Genomic DNA, 17,990 nt, shown 5'->3' with positions numbered 1-17,990 from the left:
CAAGCGTTGAGATCGTCTGCCAGCGCTCTGCGGGCGCGGCGTCTATCCCGTGCATAGATGACCGCTGTTGCAGCGAGTGCCCCCACGGTTCCTAATGCCGCGAACCAATCCGCCCAACTCCCCGGCCCTATTTCTCGAACGAAATCGGCGACCGAGTTGATCGCTTCGGTCGCCCATTCCATCACCTTGAAACCCTAGCGGCGCCGTGCGTCATTCGTGGGAACCGATCGCTATGCGGACAATGCCCGATTGAAGGTGGGCGTGAGCTCGCACCCGTGCGGTAGCGATCAGTTAGATGATGGGTATGGCGCACACGCGCGTTCGAGCGGGAATCGCATTGACCCGGGTGACTGAGCTTGTCAGAGCTCCAGTGGCCACTCGTAGTTGTGTCGCTTCGCTACCGCTAGAAGACGCAAGAACTCTGGTCGGTCCTGCCAGTCCTCGGGCAACGGGTAGGGCGGGAGCGAAATCGAAGTGATCCTCAGGGGATCTGTCGAGTCAAGAAGGCCGAGCTGACGCACCACCAGAGCCTGGTACGCAGTCATCAAGCTCCGACTGTCGTCCTTCTGATTCTCTGCTTCGTCTGCAGCACGCCGGTAGTGCTTCATACCCGTATCGATGTCGCCTGTCGCAAGATAGGCAAGCCCTAGCGTGGCACGCAGAATAAAGCTCTCCGACGCGACAGGCTCGAGCAGGTCGATGGCATCGGCCGCCTGTCCCGCCATGGCAAGCACATAGGCGGCGTTATTGAGAACATCATGATCGAGCTTCGTGGCAGGTGGCAGCGCTCGCGCCAGCTCAGCCGCGTCATGCCAGCGTTCCTCTCCGATGCCCAGCGCAACCATGGTGGCGGCCTGTGCGCGTGGATTGTTCGGTTCCAGGTCCAGCCATCTAGATGCAAACCGGGCAGCGCCGAGGTTGTCGCCTTCGAGAGTGGCAACCTGGTACTCGAGGAATGCGACTTGGCTGTCCGCAGCGTTGCTACGCACCGTCTCGACCGCTTCGCGAAGCGCTGCGGCGTGGGTTCGCGTATTCATAACCTGCGCGAGATTCACGACGATCACAGCTTGATCGGGCCTCTCGCTATGGAGCTTGAGGAGCTGGGTCAAGGCAGCTGCTCTTGTGGTCCTGCCGCGGAGCGCCTTGATTCGGACGAGATTGCTTTGAACCTCGGCAAAGACCTCGCTTTCGTTGGCTTCATCCGCGAGCACGCTCGCCCGTTCCAAGAGCCGGATAGCAGGATCAAATTCCTTAAGCTGCAGCTTCGCGCGAGCTTGGAGAACCACCAGACGTGCGGACGGAACAACTCCCTCAGCGATGAGTGCGCGTATTTCGCGGTCAACCTGATCCGCGCCACCGGTTTGCAAGAGCAACTCAAAGAGGTGGAGCCCGATATCCTCGCGGGCGGGCGCCGCGGCCCGTGCCTGTGTCGCTGCCGTGATTGCCTTTCGCGTAGCCCCAAGATTCCAAAGGGCAATCGACAAGTTCAATGCAGTGTCGGCATCGTGCGGAACCGCGCGTAGAGCCGCGCGCAGGGGCGGAGTGGCGCGCCTAAAGTCACCCGCGAGGGCATAAAGATAACCAGCTATCGCGTCGAAGCCAGGAGAACCCTCGCCTCGCTTCACAAACCGCCAAGCATCGGGAATATTGCCGAGCGACCCTAGGGCTGCCCCAACCTCAAGACTTAGACGACCATCGAGCGGCAGTGTGTCCGCCAATCGAACAATTTCGCTTGTCTCGCCGGCGCGACAAAGGATCTGTATTGCGATTCGGGTGGCAGCAGGATCCGTGAGTGTCTGCGTCGGCGAAACACTTTCGGCTAGGACGCTCAGCGCTACTTCGAGTGCCTCGTTTCGTTCGCCAACAATCTCCAACGCCTGAGCAAGGGCCGCGCGAGTGGTCGTTGATGCGAACTCTTCTGCCTGGACCCGCGCCTTGTGCAACGTGAAAGCGATGTTCGCATCGACCAACTCCGAGATCGACTCAGTCGTTGCGCGCCTCGGCGTGCTCCCAGGGAGCGACCCAACTCGCCCACGCCCCATCCCTGGAACGGATGGGCTTGCCCCTTCAGACATGAAAGAGGTGTTCGCGCCGATTACCTCGACGACTCCGAGTGCACTCATTACGCTGACCTCCTTTGTTTCGCGGCCTGTAGTCGCTCCGTCTTTCGCTCGATCAGGAGCCGTCGGATCATGATGTCTGTTCGCCGCAGTACCCAATCAAGACCGTCCCGCGACTGGCGATCTCGGCTGTACGGCGGCTTTGCCAACCGGTCGGCTGGGACGGGTCGACACAAATGTGTTAGCACTACCGATGCGTCGGCGCGGATTGACCTAGGCATCTGTTCAACGACGAAGGCAACTGCGGTGCGGAAGTTCGCCTCGAACGCGCTAAGGTCGCTCCACCTGCCAGCCGCTTGATCCGCCATCGCGGAGGCAAGCACTGCGCGAACGTCTCCGACGGCGAGTGCTGACATCGGCTGTCCTGTTGCTAGTTCGACCAGAAGGGAGCCGACGCCATAATAGTCGGCGGCAATGAAGTCTCGAGCGGCCGATCCTCCTTGAAGCAGAAGAAACTCTGGCGGCGCAAACCTGAGGTCCCCTCGGCCGTGTAGGTAATCCTCAGGCAGTCGGGTCGGAGTGAGCGAGAAGTCCTTACCCCGTCCAAGATCAGCAAGCTTCACCGAACTAAGGTTCCGGCTGACCAGCATCAGACAGTTGTCGGCTTTTAGGTCCCGATGTGCAATGGAGCGGGCGTGCATCTGCTTTACGGCGAGAATTACGTCACGCCAGAAGCCGAGGAGCTCCACCCAGTCGAGGCGAGAGCGTGTATTCGGGTCCCGAATGAGCTCGTCGACTGAACCGGAGGCTCGAGCGAGCACGAGAAACTGAATGGGAAGAGGCACGGTGTGCACGCCATTCGAGAGATCGACGTTGCCGCTCCCTCCATCCACAACGTTGATCACACCAGTGCAGGACAGCAGCTGGCGCAGCAATACGCCCTCGTTCTCAAAGTCGATAACTGCTTCGCTGAGAGCGCCGGGCTTCAGGATCTTTATCGCGAAGATCCCTCCGGTCGTCACGTGGGTCCCTTCGAATACGTAGCCGAAGTTGCCGGATCCCAGATAGTCGCCGACGAGATACTCGCCGAGAGCTTTGCCAGTGAGAAGTTGAACCCACGGATCGACAGTCGCAGCTGGCGCGCTCAACTGCCGTACTTCTCCCGTAGACGATCCATCTCTTCCGGATGCTCTTGGAGGATGGCGACGACATCGGCAGGAGCAACACCACGTGCGAGATCAACGACCTCGGCCGGCACGCTGTAATAGGAGGAGAGACGCCTCGCGGTATCGTCTCCAACGGAGCGCTGACCGCGTTCCATCCGGGACAACTGTGAAGCCGCGATGCCCAGTTCCGCTGCCGCGGAACGGAGCGTGTGGCCCTGGCTTTGCCTCAAATTCCTCAAGAGCGAGGCAGCGCTCTCCGTCTTCCCCATGGGGCCATCGTAGATTGATTTGCCATATTTGGCAACGGTGCGAAGCTGTGCGGCTAGGGCAGACGCCGCCGGAGCATTTCACTGTAAGTGAACCGGTGGGGCGAGGCGACCCATCCGCTCATGATCGAGGCGACGCATTCGCTGGTTGCGCAGTTCGTGGGCTGGCGGTCGTTCGGTGTGCTGCACGGACTCTAGGCAGCGCGGCCGGCTCCATCGTCCGCAAGCCGGTCCTCAATGGTGCGCGGCTGCGGCGTCTCCATTGTGCGCCCGACTGTGGAGCAGCCCCCCTCGCACGCCCCGCGCGCAGATATGCCCGATTGAGCTCCGCCAACTGCAACGCTGCCGAAGCCCGCGACCGTTGATGCCGAGACCTCGTGTCTGCCGTCGTCACACCCGTCAGAGATCGAGGAAGTCGCCCAGCCAGGTACGGGCTGCTGCGAGACAGTCGTTCGACACTTCGCCGGCCACCCCCGTGAGTCTGTCGCGTGACAACGTTGGGGGTTGCTCCGTCATGACCCACGATGGCCGGTCCACCCCGCTCGGCCCCTCCACGCGAACGTGGTTCGGCCATCCGCGGTCGGTGGTTGTAATCGGCAACACAATGACGAGCGTCGTCACAGCATCCAAGTAGCCGGCGGACGCAACAATCAGCACCGGGCGGTGACCACCTTGCTCTCTGCCGCGGACAGCCTCGAGAGCCGCCCAGGCCAGGACGACCGGAGCACGCCGGCAGTCGTCACGAAGCGTCGGTCAGTTCGGTGCGCTGCCAGTCTCCGGACTCCGCGGCGTGCGACTCTGCGTCGGCGCTGCTCGACGCGTCGATGGCGGACTTCAGCAGGTGGAGACGCCATCGTCTGTCCTCGGCATCTGCGAGACGCGCGAGGTGCGCACCGAGTGTGAGCCCGTCACGGGCGGCTTGCTCCTTGAGCCGGTCGCGGAGCTCCTCGCTGACCCTGATGGTCGTGGCCATACCCGGAATATACCTCCGAGCGAGCAAGCTCTGCGTGGGCGATCACAGCGAGAGCCCGCTATGCGAAGGAGACCAGCTCGGCGTGGTCCAGGGCGCGGAAGCCCGGCGCCCCCGCTCCCGCGCAGCCCGCCGCAGCTCGGCGTGCGCAGCGCGCATCGCGTCCTGGATCGTGAGCTCGGTCGTCCCGCGCATCATCGTGGCGCCCACCTGCGCGATCGCCTCCTCGTCGGTCCGTGCGACAGTGATCGCGATGTTGTGGTGGCGGCCTCGCGTCAGCCCGACATACAGCCCGGCTGCGTCGACATCCGGTCCCACCACGGCAGCATCCGTCGTCTCGCCCTGAATGCCGTGCACCGTGGACGCGTACGCCAGTTGCAGGTGGTCGAGCGCGTAGTCACGACTCACGCCACGGATGTCGCCGCTGTCGCTCGCCGACGCGAGCGTGATGACGTCATCCCGAATGCCGCGCACCACCCACTGCGCACGGTTCTCGACTCCGGTGCGGGGGTCGTTGCGACGCGTCTGCACGGTGTCGCCGACGAGGATGCGCTGCTCGCCCATCCCTAGCGCAAGCACGGTGGTATCGAGTTCGCCGTCGTCGATGCGGCGCTGCTGAATCGCATGGTTGATCGCATCGGCCTCGCTGTTCGTGCCCGACACCAGCGCGACCCGCTTCCCGCGCGCGTGCCACTCGAAGTAGGCCGCGACCATCGCGCCGCGCGCTTCCTCCGCGCTCCGCGCCCGATGCACGTGCCCGCGCTCGAACAACTCCGCGGCAACAACGAGCGCTTCATCCCGGTCGCGCGGGTCACGCAGCCGCAGCGTGAGAGCGGCGTACTCGGGGTCGCTGAACCGGTGCACGGTGTCGAGTTCGACGGATGCTGTCGCGAAGCGCGCTGCGGATGCCATTGCTCCGGCGTGCCCGACCGGAAGCGCCTGATACGGATCACCCACCATCGCCACACCCACCTGCTGTCGGAGCGCGAGATCGACGAGCGCGGCCGCGGTCTGCAGGTCGACCATGCCGGCCTCGTCCACGACGATCCGATCGCCGCGTCGGAGCACGAACCGCGACGCCCCCTTGTAGACGAGCCCGGTATCCGGGTCCGCTTCGCCGATCGACAGCCGCGTCCATACCTGGGCTCCGGCGGCGTCGGTGTTACAGCGGTAGCCGTGGTCGGCGAGCAGCGCGTGCAGGCTCGACGCCTCGGCACCCACCTCGCGTGACGCGACCGACGCCGCCTTGCGGGTCGGCGCGACCACCAGCATCCGTCGTTGCTGTGCTCTCAGCCCCTCGTACGCAATGCGCAGCATCGTGGTCTTACCCGCGCCGGCCGGCCCGGTGATCGCGACAAGTCCGGCTGTCCCCGCGATCGCGCCCGCCGCGGCAAATTGCGAGGTGTCGAGCCGCTCGACGTCTTCCGGGGAGGCCGCGCACTGACGCAACTCGTGCGGCAAGAGTGAGCGGCCGGGGGAGGCGAGTGCGTCGAGGTAGCCAGCGAGGCGCGTCTTCAGGCGCAGGGTCTCGGTCGCCATTAGCGCCTTCACGTGGCCCGGGATCTCGGCATCCTTCACCAGTCGCACGCACTTGCGATGCGCGTAGTCGGTGATCGCGTCGATCGTCTCGGTCAGCTCATCACGGCGCGCGATCACCCCACTGCCTGCGAGAGCTCGCGTGGCGCCGGCGCGGAGGTCGAACGAACTGAACCGACCGCCGGAGCGGGTGGACCGCTCATCCGCGTCAACGACCGCGGCGTCCGCAAGAAGGTCCAGGTCCAGCGCGTCGATTGGATTCGAGACCAGCGGTACTGGTGAATGGTCGAAGACGGGCCGGGGGAGGAGCCCCGCAATCTCGTCGCGGACAGTGGTTTCCCACGACTGCTCGTTGAGGTTGGCGGGCTTGTTGGGTCGCGACATCGCCCACGCGCGACGGTCGATCTGCGTGAGGACTTGGATGCTGGGGCTCGCGCCGCCGTGCTCGGCGCTCCACTGCGCGATGAGCTTGGCGCGATTCGCCTCGATTTGCGCCGACCGACGGGAGAAGGGCCGGACCGCCGCCACCAGTTCCGCAATCTCGCCGACGTCATCGAGCGTGAATCCATGGCGGGCAAGAGCTGTGACCCACTGCGGGTCGGTGCGCGCGGCAAGATCGCCTTCGGCGTTGATCAGCGTGTGCAGCTTCATCGCGACCCTGGAGTCGACGTTGGACCACTTGCCGTCGGCGCCGAGTACTTTCACGTTCAGCCAGAGGTGGCGGTGCGCGTGCGGGTCGAGCGCGCGCGAGCGACGGTGGTCGAGCTCGACGACCTCGATGCGGGTGATCTCTTCCCGGATGAGGCCTCCATGGCCGCGACGTGCATTGAGCTCGCTTATCCAGGTGGTCAGAATCCGGTCGCGCAGGCGGTCCTGGAGCGCCTCGAACTCGGTCGCCAGTTCCGGGTGCAGCAGCGCGGCGATACTGTACGACTTGGGGTGGTTGAGTGTCGCATCGAGCAAGAGGTCGGCGTCTGGGCTGAGTCGTTGGGTTCCGCGCTCCTCTCCTGTGACCGGGTCATGGCCGGTCAGCCACACCCGGAGAGCATCCGCCGACAGCTCATCGGCTGTGATGGCGCCATCCGTCACCACGAATCGGGTGACGCTCGCGTCGACGGCGTTGCTGTACACCTCGAGTGCGTCGGATCCCGTCGAGAGGTGGAGATGCGCATCGCAGCTTCCCTTGACGGCGTAGTCGATGGCGCGGCCGATCCCACCGGATCCGGCGCCTCTCTTCCATCGCTGTAGGCCCCCACGCATGGCGCCAGAGTACGACCGCTTTTAACCGCTGGCCAGCACTTTTTGCGGTGCGCAGGCGAGTGTAGCCGGATGCTTCAGAATGGCGCCCGGATCACCGCCCCACTGAACGGTGCCTGCGTGCATCGTCTCATTCTCTCATTGGGTCGTCGTTAATCCTCCCGGCCGTAGTCTTCGCCGCTCGGCGGCCCTCCGAGCGGCGATACTCACGTTGTCGGGCATGCGCGGCATGATGTACTGACCGGGAAGATGATGGGCTCGACCGATGAGTCACACAGTTGGGGGAGCCTCTTGACCGCATTTGTCCTTCAGGAGCGCATTGTGAGGTCGCGGGATCGTGTAAGGGCGTACGGGGAGGTATTCACCCCGCGCTACATGGTCGACCGGATGCTGGACCTGGTCAGTGAAGATCTCGAGACCAGCGCAGAGTTCCTGGACAAAACGTTTCTCGAGCCGGCTGCGGGAGACGGCAACTTCCTCGTCGCGATCCTGCAGCGCAAACTTCGCGCGGTTGAACTTCGGTACCCTCGCGACGATTGGGCTGAGACGTCGCTGTTCGCGCTCGCCTCGATCTATGGCATCGAGCTTCTCGAGGACAACCACCACGCTGCGAAAACCGCCATGCTCGACAAGTTCCAGGGCTTTCACCTTGAGCACGGCATTTCGTGCTCTGAGGACACGGACCTGTATCGGGCAGCCGCGTTTCTCATCGACGTGAACATCGTGCGCGGAGACACGCTGACCGGCATGGACTGGCAAGGTGACGAGATCCAGTTCTCCTGGTGGGATCGCGTTCCTGGCGCTCAGGGTGTTGTGCAGCGGAAGCCGTTCACTCTCGCGTCGATGCGGAGCCAGGGCTTTGACTTCACCATCTACGCGAGCTACGCCGCTTGCCGTATCGAGAAGGTCTACGAGGGGAACACTGCCGGTGCATAGTACGAAGATCACGACGTTCGGCGAGATCATCCCGCTGATCTACTCGTGGACTACCCCCGACATCCCCAAGTACGCAGGCTGGGAGAAGATCGGGTACACCGAGCAGGGGAGCGCCGACGCGCGCATCGATCAGCAGGCATCACAGCTGTCGGTTGAGAAGCAGAAGCTGTGGGCGATGCGGGCGCTGTTCCTCACCGAGGAAGGTGGCCGGTTCACGGACGCAGACTTCCATCGCTACCTCCGTCAGCAGGGGATCGAACGGGAGACGACGCCGAAACGTACCGAGTGGCACAAGTTCGACGGGGCGCCCAAGACGTCCCTGGACTTCTTCAAGGAGTTCGCCAGCCAGGACTTATCCAGCCTGTCCTCGGCCGGCACGCACGAGGACTATGAGCTCCGTGAGGAACAGCAGGATGCCGTCACGCAGGCGATCGAGGCCTTCGATGCGGGCCATACGGAGGTGCTCTGGAACGCGAAACCCCGGTTCGGCAAGACGCTGACGACGTACGACCTCGTGCGCCAGCTGGATATCTCGCGGGTGCTCATCGTCACCAACCGACCTGCGATCGGCAATTCGTGGTTCGACGACTTCGCCCGCTTCATCGGCCATCAGACGGCGTTCCAGTTCGTCTCCGAATCGGAATCGATTACAGGGCAAAGAGCGATGACGCGCAAGCAGTGGCGCGACTACACGCGGGAGCCTAGAGAAGTCACTCCTCGACTCATCGAGTTCGTCTCGTTGCAGGATCTCAAGGGCTCGAAGTACTTCGGCGGTTCGCTGAACAAGCTCGAGCACATCGCCAGCACCACATGGGATCTGCTCGTCGTCGATGAGTCCCATGAAGGCGTGGACACGCGAAAGACCGAAGATGCGTTCCGCTTCATCAAGCGGGCAAGAACGCTGTATCTTTCTGGCACCCCGTTTAAGGCGCTAGCCGGGGGGCGTTTCGCGAGTGCCGAGCAAGTCTTCAACTGGACCTACGAGGACGAGCAGAGTGCGCGTGAGCGGTGGTCCGACGCCAGCAGGGAGAACCCATACGCCGCCCTGCCGAGACTCAACCTGTTCACGTACCAGATCTCCCGGATGATCAGCGATCGGCTTGCGGAAGGCGTCGCGGTCGAGGAGGACGCGGAGAACATCGATTTCGCGTTCAGCCTCAATGAGTTCTTCGCGACTAAGGACAACGGCTACTTCGAGCACGAGGACGAGGTGAAGAAGTTCCTCGACCGGCTCGCGCAGAACGAGAAGTACCCGTTCTCGACTCCGGAGCTTCGCGACGAGATCCGTCACTCGTTCTGGCTGCTCAATCGCGTGGCTTCCGCCAAGGCGTTGCAGCGGCTGCTGAAAGAACACGAGGTGTTCAAGGACTATGACGTCATCCTAGCCGCGGGGGACGGGCGCTCCTACGAGGACGAAGCCGGTGATTCAGATGCGGTGAATTCCTCGCTCGGCAAGGTGCGTGCCGCGATCGATAGAGCCGAGAAGTCCAACGGCAAGACGATCACGCTGTCTGTAGGGCAGCTGACGACGGGTGTCACCGTCCCGCAGTGGACGGCTGTGATCATGCTGTCGGACATCGCTTCGCCGGCGCGATACATTCAGGCCGCCTTCCGCGCGCAGAACCCCTGCACCTTTGAGCGAGCGGGCCATGTGTACCGGAAGCAGAACGCGTACATCTTCGACTTCGCCCCCGAGCGGACGCTGGTCATCTACGACGAATTCGCGAACGATCTGCGCGCTTCGCCGACGGGTGATCATCAGAGCCGGCAGGAGAGCATCCGCACGCTGCTGAACTTCCTCCCCGTGATCGGTGAGGACTCTGACGGCGAGATGATGAAGCTCGACGCGGCAGACGTGCTGACGTTCCCCAAGGTGTTCAAGGCGCGCGAGGTCGTGCGGCGCGGATTCCTCTCGAACCTGCTCTTCGCCAATGTCGGCGGTATCTTCCGCTATTCCGAGCACGTCGCGAAGATCTTGGAGAAGCTGCCGACGGCGGAGCAGGGCAAGCTCAAGCACGGCCAGCCGCTCGAAATGCCCGACCCTGCACCCAGCGTCGACGATGACGGTGTCGCGAAGGTCGACCTGGAGACGGTGATCAACCCCAAGGTCGCCGAGCTCGGCAAACCGGTATGGCGGATCGAGGACATCCCGGTGCTCGACGCAGACCTTCCGATCGGCACCGCCGCAGAGAGGATCGCGAAAGCGGTGTCGACGCAGCTGCGCGAGAAGCGCGAAGCACTGAAGGCCGAGTACAAGCTCACCGCCAGACAGATCGACCTCGACGAGAAGCGCACAGAGCAGGCGGTGAAGCATAAGGTCGAGCGCGCCTACGTCGAGCGAACTGTCGCACGCCACCGTCTCGATGACGAGAAGGAGGACGCCGCCGAGGAGAAGGACTTCCTCGAGCTGGAAGCGAAGCAGGAAGAGCTGGACAAGGCGTTCGAAGAGTCCATCATCTCGATCTACCGCGAGACGATGGAGTCTTTCATTCCCGAGGTCGTGGGCCGCGAGGAGCAGAAGAAGGAGCAGAAGCGCGCCAACAAGACGATGGACGATGCACGAGCGCACCTTCGCGGCTTCGCTCGCACGATCCCGATGTTCTTGATGGCCTACGGCGACCAGGAGATGCGGCTGGCGAACTTCGACAGCTACACGCCCGATCACGTCTTCGCCAAGGTCACGGGCATCACTGAAGAAGAGTTCCGTCTGCTGCGCGACGGACAGCGGGTCAAAGAGCCCGACGGCACGATCGTCGAGATCCCCGGCCTGTTCGACGAGGACGTGTTCGATCAGTCGATCCAGGAGTTCCTCGAGAAGAAGCGCATTCTGGCCGACTACTTCGACGACAGCCAGACCGAGAACATCTTCGCCTACATCCCTAAACAGAAGACCTCGCTGGTCTTCCCGCCGCAGACGGTTGTACAGCTCATGGTCGACATCATCGACGACCAGAACCCGGGGATCTTCAGCGACCCGGAGAAGACGTTCGCGGACGTCTTCTCGACAGCCGGCATCTTCCTCCTCGAACTCGTGCGACGCCTGAACACAGGGCTCGTTGCGGCGATCCCCGACGACGAAGAACGCCTGCGTCACATTCTCACCACGCAGATCTTCGAGCTAAGCAACAACGAGATACTGCACGACATCACGATTGAGGCAGTCTCCGGGGGCATCCCGGAACGACGCGAATGGCTCGTAGCGTCAGGGCACTACGACTACGGCAACCTGGCTGCGATGTCTGCCGAGGAACGACGAGCGAAGATTAACAGCATGCTGAACGGAGAGCGCTGACCATGGACAGGAAGTTCGATGTCGTCATCGGCAATCCGCCCTACCAAGACGACCTGATCGGCGACAACAGCGCCAAGGCGCCCCCGATCTATGACAGGTTCATGGATGCGGCTTTCGAGATCTCCGAACGCACGGTCCTCGTGACGCCGGCACGGTTCCTCTCCAATGCTGGGCAGACACCGAAGGCATGGAATCAGAAGATCCTGTCCGACGAGCACCTGATGGTCGCAGCGTACGAGTCGGATTCGTCGGCGATCTTCCCAGGGACATCCATCGACGGTGGAATCGTGGTGACCTATCGCGACGCGTCCCGCGTAATCGGCCCCATCGGAAGTCATTCGCACATCTCGGACACGGCCAAGTCGCTCGTCGACCAGGTCGCCTCCCACCCGACGGCATCGCTGTCGTCGACCATCACCGAGCACCCTTGTTCCTGGAATAAGCATGTGTTCGCCGACCACCCAGAGCTGCGAGGACGCATCCCGGAATCGAGCGGTCTTCGGCTGAAGACGAACACCTTCGAGCGGATGAGCGAAGTGTGCCTGACGGCGGACCCGCAAGACGGGCACGCGTACGTGCAGATTCTGGGGCTGAACAACCGCAAGCGAGAGCGTCGATGGGTACGACGCGACTATCTGGTGACCCCGGAGGTCGTCGACAAGTACAAGGTGATTCTCGCCAGCGCCGATGGTGCTGCTGCCAAGGCGGGCCGCGTCATCGGTCTACCGACGGTGGCCGCTCCAGGCACCGGCTACACACAGACTTTCATGTCTATCGGGCTGTTCGATACCGAGGCCGAGGCCGAGGCCTGTGCGGTGTACTTGAGAACCAAGTTCGCACGCGCGATGCTCCGGATCTTGAAGACGACACAGCACAACTCGGCGATCAAGTGGAAGTACGTTCCGCTGCAGGATTTCGCCGATAGCTCAGAGATCGACTGGTCCGCCACGGTGCCGGAGATCGATCAGCAGCTGTACGTCAAGTACCGCCTCGACCCCGAGCAGATCGCGTTCATCGAAAGGCAGATCAAGCCGATCGAGTGACCGTCGGCGCTGACCTACTACGGAGCGGCTAGCGCCATAAGCGTGCTTCCGATGGGCCGGTGAACCGCCTGAAATGCTCAACCTGTGCCCAGGGAATTGCACTCGAGCAGGTCGTCCCGCGCTTCGGGCATCGCCCGCTTGGGGATCCCGCCAAGCCCGGCTGACGTCGCGTGGCTGCCCTCAGATCAGCTGGCGTGGCCCGTGGTAAGGAGAGCAGTCGAACGACGAGCGACCCTCTAGGACGCAGGCGGCAGACGCCCCCCAACGACTGCGATTCGTGAAAAGCTCGCCCCAAGTTGCAAAGCACGCGCCGCGGAGACATACCCGACGACTCTTCTTCCTTCGATACAGCTGCCCTCGTAGCGCTCGGGCGCGGCGCAGTGCTCGCCGTCGAGCGGCTGCTAAGCGGAGCGCGCCAGCGCGGAGTCTGCAAGGAGTGAGCGGCGAGAACGGAGGCGCGACCGATCGCTACACTCTCGCCGTCGGAGGGAGGCGCCCCTCCAACCCAACGCCAGTTGAGGGCGTCTTACGACATCTATCCACATCTGTCATCGGCCGCGTTGACGGCGTCCGACAAGTGTCCGACACTGGCCCGATACTGACCGTCGAGCCGACACGAACGGAGGTCGAGATGGGCGGCATCACCCCGTACGAATCGGCCAAGGGCCGCCGCTATCGCGTGCGCTATCGCAAGCCCGATCGCACGGAGACGGAGAAGCGCGGCTTCACGACGATGCGCGAAGCGAAGCTGTACCTCTCCATCGTCACCGTGTCGAAGTCGAAGGGCGAGTACATCGACCCGTCATCGTCGAGGGTTCCCGTCAGCATGTTCGCCGACAGCTGGCTGCGATCCAAGCAGCCGCCGATGTCGAAGCCCTCGTACTACATGACGCTCGAGCAGGCGTGGAAGAACCACGTCGCCCCGGTCTGGGCCGACAGGGAGATCTCTTCGATCCGGCGCTCTGAAGTTCAGGATTGGGTGTCAGACCTCGCGACGCGCAAGTCGCGCACGGTCGTGATTCGCTCACTCGGAATCCTGGCCGGCATCCTCGACGTCGCCATCGACGATCGTCGTCTCGCGAGCAATCCGGCCCGTCGCGTGCGCAATCTTCCTCGGAACGGGCCGGGCAAGCGTCGCGTGTACCTCACTCACGACCAGGTGGCGACGCTGGCGGCGTGCTCGGCGTATCCGACGCTCGTCCTGACGCTGGCGTACTGCGGCTTACGATGGGGCGAGGCCACGGGCCTGCGCGTGCGCAGCGTGAACCGGCTGCGCCGACGTTTCGTCATCGAGGAGAACGCGGTGATGATCGCCTACGAGATCCATGTCGGTACGCCCAAGACGCACGAGAGGCGCTCCGTCCCGTATCCCGAGCGGCTTGCTCCGATGATCGAGCAAGCGTGCGCCGGGAAGGGTCCCGAAGGGCTGCTGTTCGGTGACGGCATCAATCACATGCGCAACTCGGGGGAGAAGGGATGGTTCGCGAACGCGGTTCGGCGTGCGCAGGAGTTCGACCCGTCGATCCCGCGGGTCACACCTCACGACCTCCGCCACACGGCAGCCTCGCTCGCGATCAGCTCTGGCGCGAACGTGAAGGCCGTGCAGCGGATGCTCGGCCACGCGTCGGCAGCGATGACGCTGGACACCTACGCCGACCTCTTCGACGACGATCTGGATGCCGTCGCGACGCGGCTGAACGACCAGATGCCGCTGGTGGCGCTGCCATCGGGCCCGCAGACCCGCTACGCCCGACCGCAGTGACCGCGAGAAAAGCGGACTGCTCAGTCTGAGCCATCGCGGAAGTCGGCGTCTCGCCCCAAGACGTCACCCGGAGTCGGGACAGCCGCACGGACAGGCGGCATCTGCTCTGGCTTGCCTGCCAGGGCCGCTCGAAGGATCCGCAACAAGAGTCAGGCGCCGAATGGCGTCCAGACGTATTGGCCTGTGCGCGTAGTCAAGATGCTGCCTTCTCCAGCGAACGAGAGACCAACTCACTTAGGGGCGTGTCAGGGTCAGCGTCGAGCACCCAGAAGTCGAGCCCAGCGATGTTATCGAATCCGAGGTGGCGAGCCGCGGCATCGAGAGAGTCGAACTCCTCGGTGCGCCCCTCACCATCGATCAGAAGCAGAGTCGCGTCGTCAGTGACGGCGGCATCAACGGGCGCGCCGTCGACCGGATCCAGATTGTCGCCCGCACGCAATACACCCGCGTCGATGAGCGCCGCGACTGTCCATTCGTCAAGCAGCGCGCTCTCGCCGACTTCGACTTCGACTTCGACTTCGACTCTCCCATCAGGGATCGGCACGCGTGCGACGGCTCCCGCCCCGATTTTGTTGAACCCGTCCCTGACGACGCCAGCGATGAGCTTCCGACGCTCCGCAAGAAACTCTTCGTAGGGCAGTTGTTCCCATCGGTCCGGGAGCGCGTGCCAGTAACGCTGCTTGTCGAGCCACTCGTGGTCGCCTTGCGCACGCTGTTTCACAAGCGCATCCCAATACTCGGCTGGTGGCCGGTCGGAGATGAAAATATTCGTATCCCAGTCAGTAGGTGCAAAGTTCGCGGCCTGGTTGACCCGCTTCAGGTCCGTGGTCCCCAGCACGGTTTCCTGGTACTTGCGAGGGAAGAGGTGATGGGCCTCCATGCCCTTGATCGCAGGCATCGCGGGATTCATCCACTGCGAGACCTTCATCCGGATCATGAACAGCTCGGCGTCCAGGATATTCAGCGCCGCGAGGTAGCACTGGTAAGACGGCGACAGCGCCTGGCTCGATGTGACCAGCGAGTCCGGGATGCGGTATGTCCAGAAGTCGGCGGTCAGCTCGGTGGCGATCACCTCGTCGAGGGCACGCACGAACCCGCCGGCGTCCTTCACGCCGACGCCAGCAAGCCGGTCGAGGTCCTTCTGCAGTTGCGTCTCGCCGCTGCCTGTGTAGCGGGAGGAGAGCTGGGACATGAACAACCAGCGAGCGATGAGCGGGCGCAGCTTGTCCAGCTTCACGTCGAACCGAGTACGGCCAAGCAAGAAGAGGATGTAGGTGGAGATCAGGTTCGTCGTCGACGTGATTCCGCGCCTATCAGTGAACCCGGCGATCTTGATCGAGTGGATGAACTCCTGCCAGTGCAGCGGGTTCGTGACGGTTGGCAGGGCCGACTTCAGCTTGTCCAATTCGGCGGACTGCTTTGCCGGGTCGACGGACCCGGTCGCGCGATCCTTCGCTTGAAGGGCCGCATATGCGTCGGTCAGCTTGGCGCGGTTCTGCCCGACGGCGACGATCGCCCGCACAAGATGGCCGGTTTGCACGCTCACGAAAGGGTTGTGCGCCGTCCAAGTTATCTTGCGCCCGGCGATGTGTGAGGCGGTTTCCGGTGACACGCGCGAGTTACGCGCGAATTCCTCTATCTCATCCCGCCCCTCGGGCCAGAAGACGCTCAGCCAGGTGAGGATGTAGTCGTAGGCTTTGAGGCTGACTCCCTCAGAGTTGATCCGAACGAAGATGTCGGCGACAGTGGCCTTCGTGACCTCTTTCTGAATGTGCACGATCTCGAACTGGTAGTTGCGGAGGTTGTCGAGCCGGATGAATACCTCCTCGATTCGCTCTTCCTCGTCATCTGTCAGTTCGACGCCACTTTCGCTGTATCGCCTCATGAACGCCTTTCGAGCCTTGAGAGGGGAGGCGTACACGGTCGCAATGTCATCGACCCACTGAGGCGATCGCTCGATTGCCCTGTTGAAGACCTCGAACTTCTCAGTGAACGGGTTGAAGCCGATCTTGATCGGGCGATCCCGGTAGTTCTCGTCCCGCACCGACTGACCCTTGATCGCTGCGTACAAGCTCGTCAACCGCTGCTGCCCGTCGACGATCTGGTGGGACGCGCCAAGCTGGGTGTTCTTGCCGATCGCGCGAGTTTCGCCCTCCGCGGGCACATCCCAGAACATCAGCTCGCCGACGGGGTAGCCGCGGTACATCGAATCGAAAAGGTCACGCACCTTCGCAGCCGGCCACACGAACGGCCGCTGCAGGTCAGGTAGCTGGATCGTGCCGTCCTCCACTCCGCCGATCAGCGAGTTCACAGTCCACTCGATGGTCTTGAAGATGTCCGTCATTGGTGCGCCTCCCTGTGCCGAGATTACCGAAGCAATCGGTGCACCGTCCTCGTCGCCCAGTCCCCGTGGCCGCACGCGTCGGCCGCGATGACGCTGGACACGTACGCCGACCTCTTCGACGACGATTTGGATGCCGTCGCGACGAGACTGAACGATCAGATGCCGCTGGTGGCGCTGCCGTCGGGGCCGCGGACCCGCTACGCCCGGCCGCAGTGAACCTCGAGAGCAGAATGCTCAGTTTTTCGACGAGGCGCAGGCCGCCCGAAAGGCTCGATTTCGATGCTCTGGGACGCCCCATGAAGGTCGTTGGAGCCGGTCGTCGCTGCACGCAGGTCCGAAAAATGCGGGCAAAAAGCGGGCAAAAAGGGAAATATAGTTAGCCTCTCGGTGAGAAAGGCCAGGTCACGAGCGAATAAAGATTGTGCCCCTGGAGGGACTCGAACCCCCAACCCTCTCCTTAGGACGGAGCTGCTCTTCCATTGAGCTACAGAGGCCGGTCGCCCCAGTCTACCGAGGCCGGGGGAGTGCTCTCGAGGAAACGACGACGCCCCCGGGGATCCCGGGGGCGTCGTCGGAAAGCCGTGGTCAGGCCTGTGAGGTGACGGCGAACTGCACGCCGCCCTCGCCGTCGGGCTGCGCGTCCAGGACGCGATCATCCAGCACCAGCGCGGCGTCGCTGTCGAGGAAGACGCGGGCGCCCTCGTTCTCGACGACCGCGTCGGCGGGCTCGGGACCCGGCACGACGGTCAGCTGGAACTGGGAGTCCGGCGTACCGGCCCCCTCGATGCGAACCCCGCCGTCGGCGACGTCGGGGAACTGCGAGGTGATGGTCTTGACGGCCGTGGTCGCCTGCTCGGTGAGCGTGAGCATGGATGCTCCTTCCGTTGCGGACTCGAAGTCAGCCACGATGCCGAGAATGCGTGCGCACCTCAAGCCGAGGAAGCCATTGCCAGGGGATTCCCAAGCTGGCCGCGTCCGTCGCGTCAGTGGGCCGCTTCGTACGCCTCGAGCACGGATGCGGGGATGCGGCCGCGCTCGGAGACCGTGTGGCCGTTCTGCTTGGCCCACGTGCGAATGGCGGTGTAATCCTGCTGCCCGGCGCGCCGCCGCGTCCGTCCGCTGCCGCCGCCGGTTCCCGATCGCGAGGCGCCCGACCGCGACGACACCGACCGAGCGGCCGCGACGTACGGCGCCAGGACATCGCGCAGCGCTGCGGCGTTCTCCTCGGTCAGGTCGATCTCATACGCGACGCCGTCGAGGGAGAACAGGACGGTCTCACCCTCCCCGACCTCCAGGACGCTGCCGTCCAGGTCGTCGACGAGCTGATGCACAATTCTGCGGGCCATGGTGACACCTTA

The 17,990-nt window shown here is 63.5% G+C and carries 14 protein-coding genes and 1 tRNA gene; 5 read left to right on the top strand and 10 right to left on the bottom strand.

Translation table 11 applies throughout. The annotated features are described in order from the left end of the window. Window positions 1-359: 359 nt before the first annotated feature. The 6 genes from F6J85_RS12135 to F6J85_RS12110 form a co-directional block, all read right to left on the bottom strand. Complete coding sequence (locus F6J85_RS12135; RefSeq protein WP_150925323.1) at window positions 360-1,970, bottom strand: tetratricopeptide repeat protein; 1,611 nt, start codon at window positions 1,968-1,970, stop codon at window positions 360-362. Window positions 1,971-2,122: 152 nt separating this feature from the next. Continuing rightward, window positions 2,123-3,208, bottom strand: coding sequence for a protein kinase family protein (locus F6J85_RS12130; protein WP_150925321.1), 1,086 nt, complete (start codon window positions 3,206-3,208; stop codon window positions 2,123-2,125). Further along, window positions 3,205-3,495 (bottom strand): helix-turn-helix domain-containing protein, encoded by a 291-nt coding sequence (locus F6J85_RS12125; protein ID WP_150925319.1) that lies wholly within the window; start codon window positions 3,493-3,495, stop codon window positions 3,205-3,207. Before F6J85_RS12125 ends, F6J85_RS12130 begins: the two co-directional genes overlap by 4 nt. 396 nt (window positions 3,496-3,891) lie before the next feature. Then, window positions 3,892-4,206 carry a type II toxin-antitoxin system PemK/MazF family toxin gene (locus F6J85_RS18290; RefSeq protein WP_150927414.1) on the bottom strand — a complete coding sequence of 105 codons (315 nt, stop codon included), beginning with the start codon at window positions 4,204-4,206 and terminating at the stop codon, window positions 3,892-3,894. A gap of 25 nt (window positions 4,207-4,231) precedes the next feature. Next, window positions 4,232-4,465 carry a hypothetical protein gene (locus F6J85_RS12115; RefSeq protein WP_150925316.1) on the bottom strand — a complete coding sequence of 78 codons (234 nt, stop codon included), beginning with the start codon at window positions 4,463-4,465 and terminating at the stop codon, window positions 4,232-4,234. A 42-nt stretch (window positions 4,466-4,507) separates the two neighbouring features. Beyond that, window positions 4,508-7,258 carry an AAA family ATPase gene (locus tag F6J85_RS12110; protein ID WP_150925315.1) on the bottom strand — a complete coding sequence of 917 codons (2,751 nt, stop codon included), beginning with the start codon at window positions 7,256-7,258 and terminating at the stop codon, window positions 4,508-4,510. A gap of 384 nt (window positions 7,259-7,642) precedes the next feature. On the opposite strand from F6J85_RS12110, the gene F6J85_RS12105 reads away from it, so the two are divergent. The 4 genes from F6J85_RS12105 to F6J85_RS12090 all read left to right on the top strand — a co-directional run bounded on the left by F6J85_RS12105 (window position 7,643) and on the right by F6J85_RS12090 (window position 14,288). Next, a complete protein-coding gene (locus F6J85_RS12105; RefSeq protein ID WP_150925313.1) occupies window positions 7,643-8,191 on the top strand; it encodes a DNA methyltransferase in 549 nt (182 codons plus the stop codon). Further along, a complete protein-coding gene (locus F6J85_RS12100; protein WP_150925311.1) occupies window positions 8,184-11,483 on the top strand; it encodes a DEAD/DEAH box helicase in 3,300 nt (1,099 codons plus the stop codon). The genes F6J85_RS12105 and F6J85_RS12100 overlap by 8 nt, the downstream gene beginning before the upstream one ends. A gap of 2 nt (window positions 11,484-11,485) precedes the next feature. Beyond that, window positions 11,486-12,526: an Eco57I restriction-modification methylase domain-containing protein gene (locus F6J85_RS12095; RefSeq protein ID WP_150925309.1), complete on the top strand. Its 1,041-nt coding sequence runs from the start codon at window positions 11,486-11,488 to the stop codon at window positions 12,524-12,526. Between the two features lie 631 nt (window positions 12,527-13,157). Beyond that, entirely contained in the window at window positions 13,158-14,288 is a 1,131-nt protein-coding gene (locus F6J85_RS12090; protein WP_150925307.1) for a tyrosine-type recombinase/integrase, read from the top strand. A 193-nt stretch (window positions 14,289-14,481) separates the two neighbouring features. Here the strand turns inward: F6J85_RS12090 and F6J85_RS12085 are convergent, their stop codons facing one another. Further along, window positions 14,482-16,632 carry a GmrSD restriction endonuclease domain-containing protein gene (locus tag F6J85_RS12085; RefSeq protein WP_150925305.1) on the bottom strand — a complete coding sequence of 717 codons (2,151 nt, stop codon included), beginning with the start codon at window positions 16,630-16,632 and terminating at the stop codon, window positions 14,482-14,484. Window positions 16,633-16,719: 87 nt separating this feature from the next. Between F6J85_RS12085 and F6J85_RS12080 the strand changes: the two genes are divergently transcribed. After that, window positions 16,720-16,848: a hypothetical protein gene (locus tag F6J85_RS12080; protein ID WP_019180284.1), complete on the top strand. Its 129-nt coding sequence runs from the start codon at window positions 16,720-16,722 to the stop codon at window positions 16,846-16,848. Between the two features lie 206 nt (window positions 16,849-17,054). On the opposite strand, the gene F6J85_RS12075 is transcribed toward F6J85_RS12080, so the two are convergent. The 3 genes from F6J85_RS12075 to F6J85_RS12065 all read right to left on the bottom strand — a co-directional run bounded on the left by F6J85_RS12075 (window position 17,055) and on the right by F6J85_RS12065 (window position 17,978). After that, window positions 17,055-17,126, bottom strand: a tRNA-Arg gene (locus F6J85_RS12075). A gap of 91 nt (window positions 17,127-17,217) precedes the next feature. Beyond that, on the bottom strand, window positions 17,218-17,538 hold the full coding sequence (locus F6J85_RS12070; protein ID WP_338037088.1) for an iron-sulfur cluster biosynthesis family protein: 321 nt from the start codon (window positions 17,536-17,538) through the stop codon (window positions 17,218-17,220). 77 nt (window positions 17,539-17,615) lie between these two features. Then, window positions 17,616-17,978: a histone-like nucleoid-structuring protein Lsr2 gene (locus F6J85_RS12065; protein ID WP_150925303.1), complete on the bottom strand. Its 363-nt coding sequence runs from the start codon at window positions 17,976-17,978 to the stop codon at window positions 17,616-17,618. Window positions 17,979-17,990: the final 12 nt, after the last annotated feature.

The organism is Microbacterium lushaniae (assembly GCF_008727775.1).
GTDB classification, from domain to species: Bacteria; Actinomycetota; Actinomycetes; order Actinomycetales; family Microbacteriaceae; genus Microbacterium; species Microbacterium lushaniae.
The sequence above is the reverse complement of the archived record's forward strand: the minus strand, read 5'-3'. Positions and strand labels throughout refer to the sequence as shown.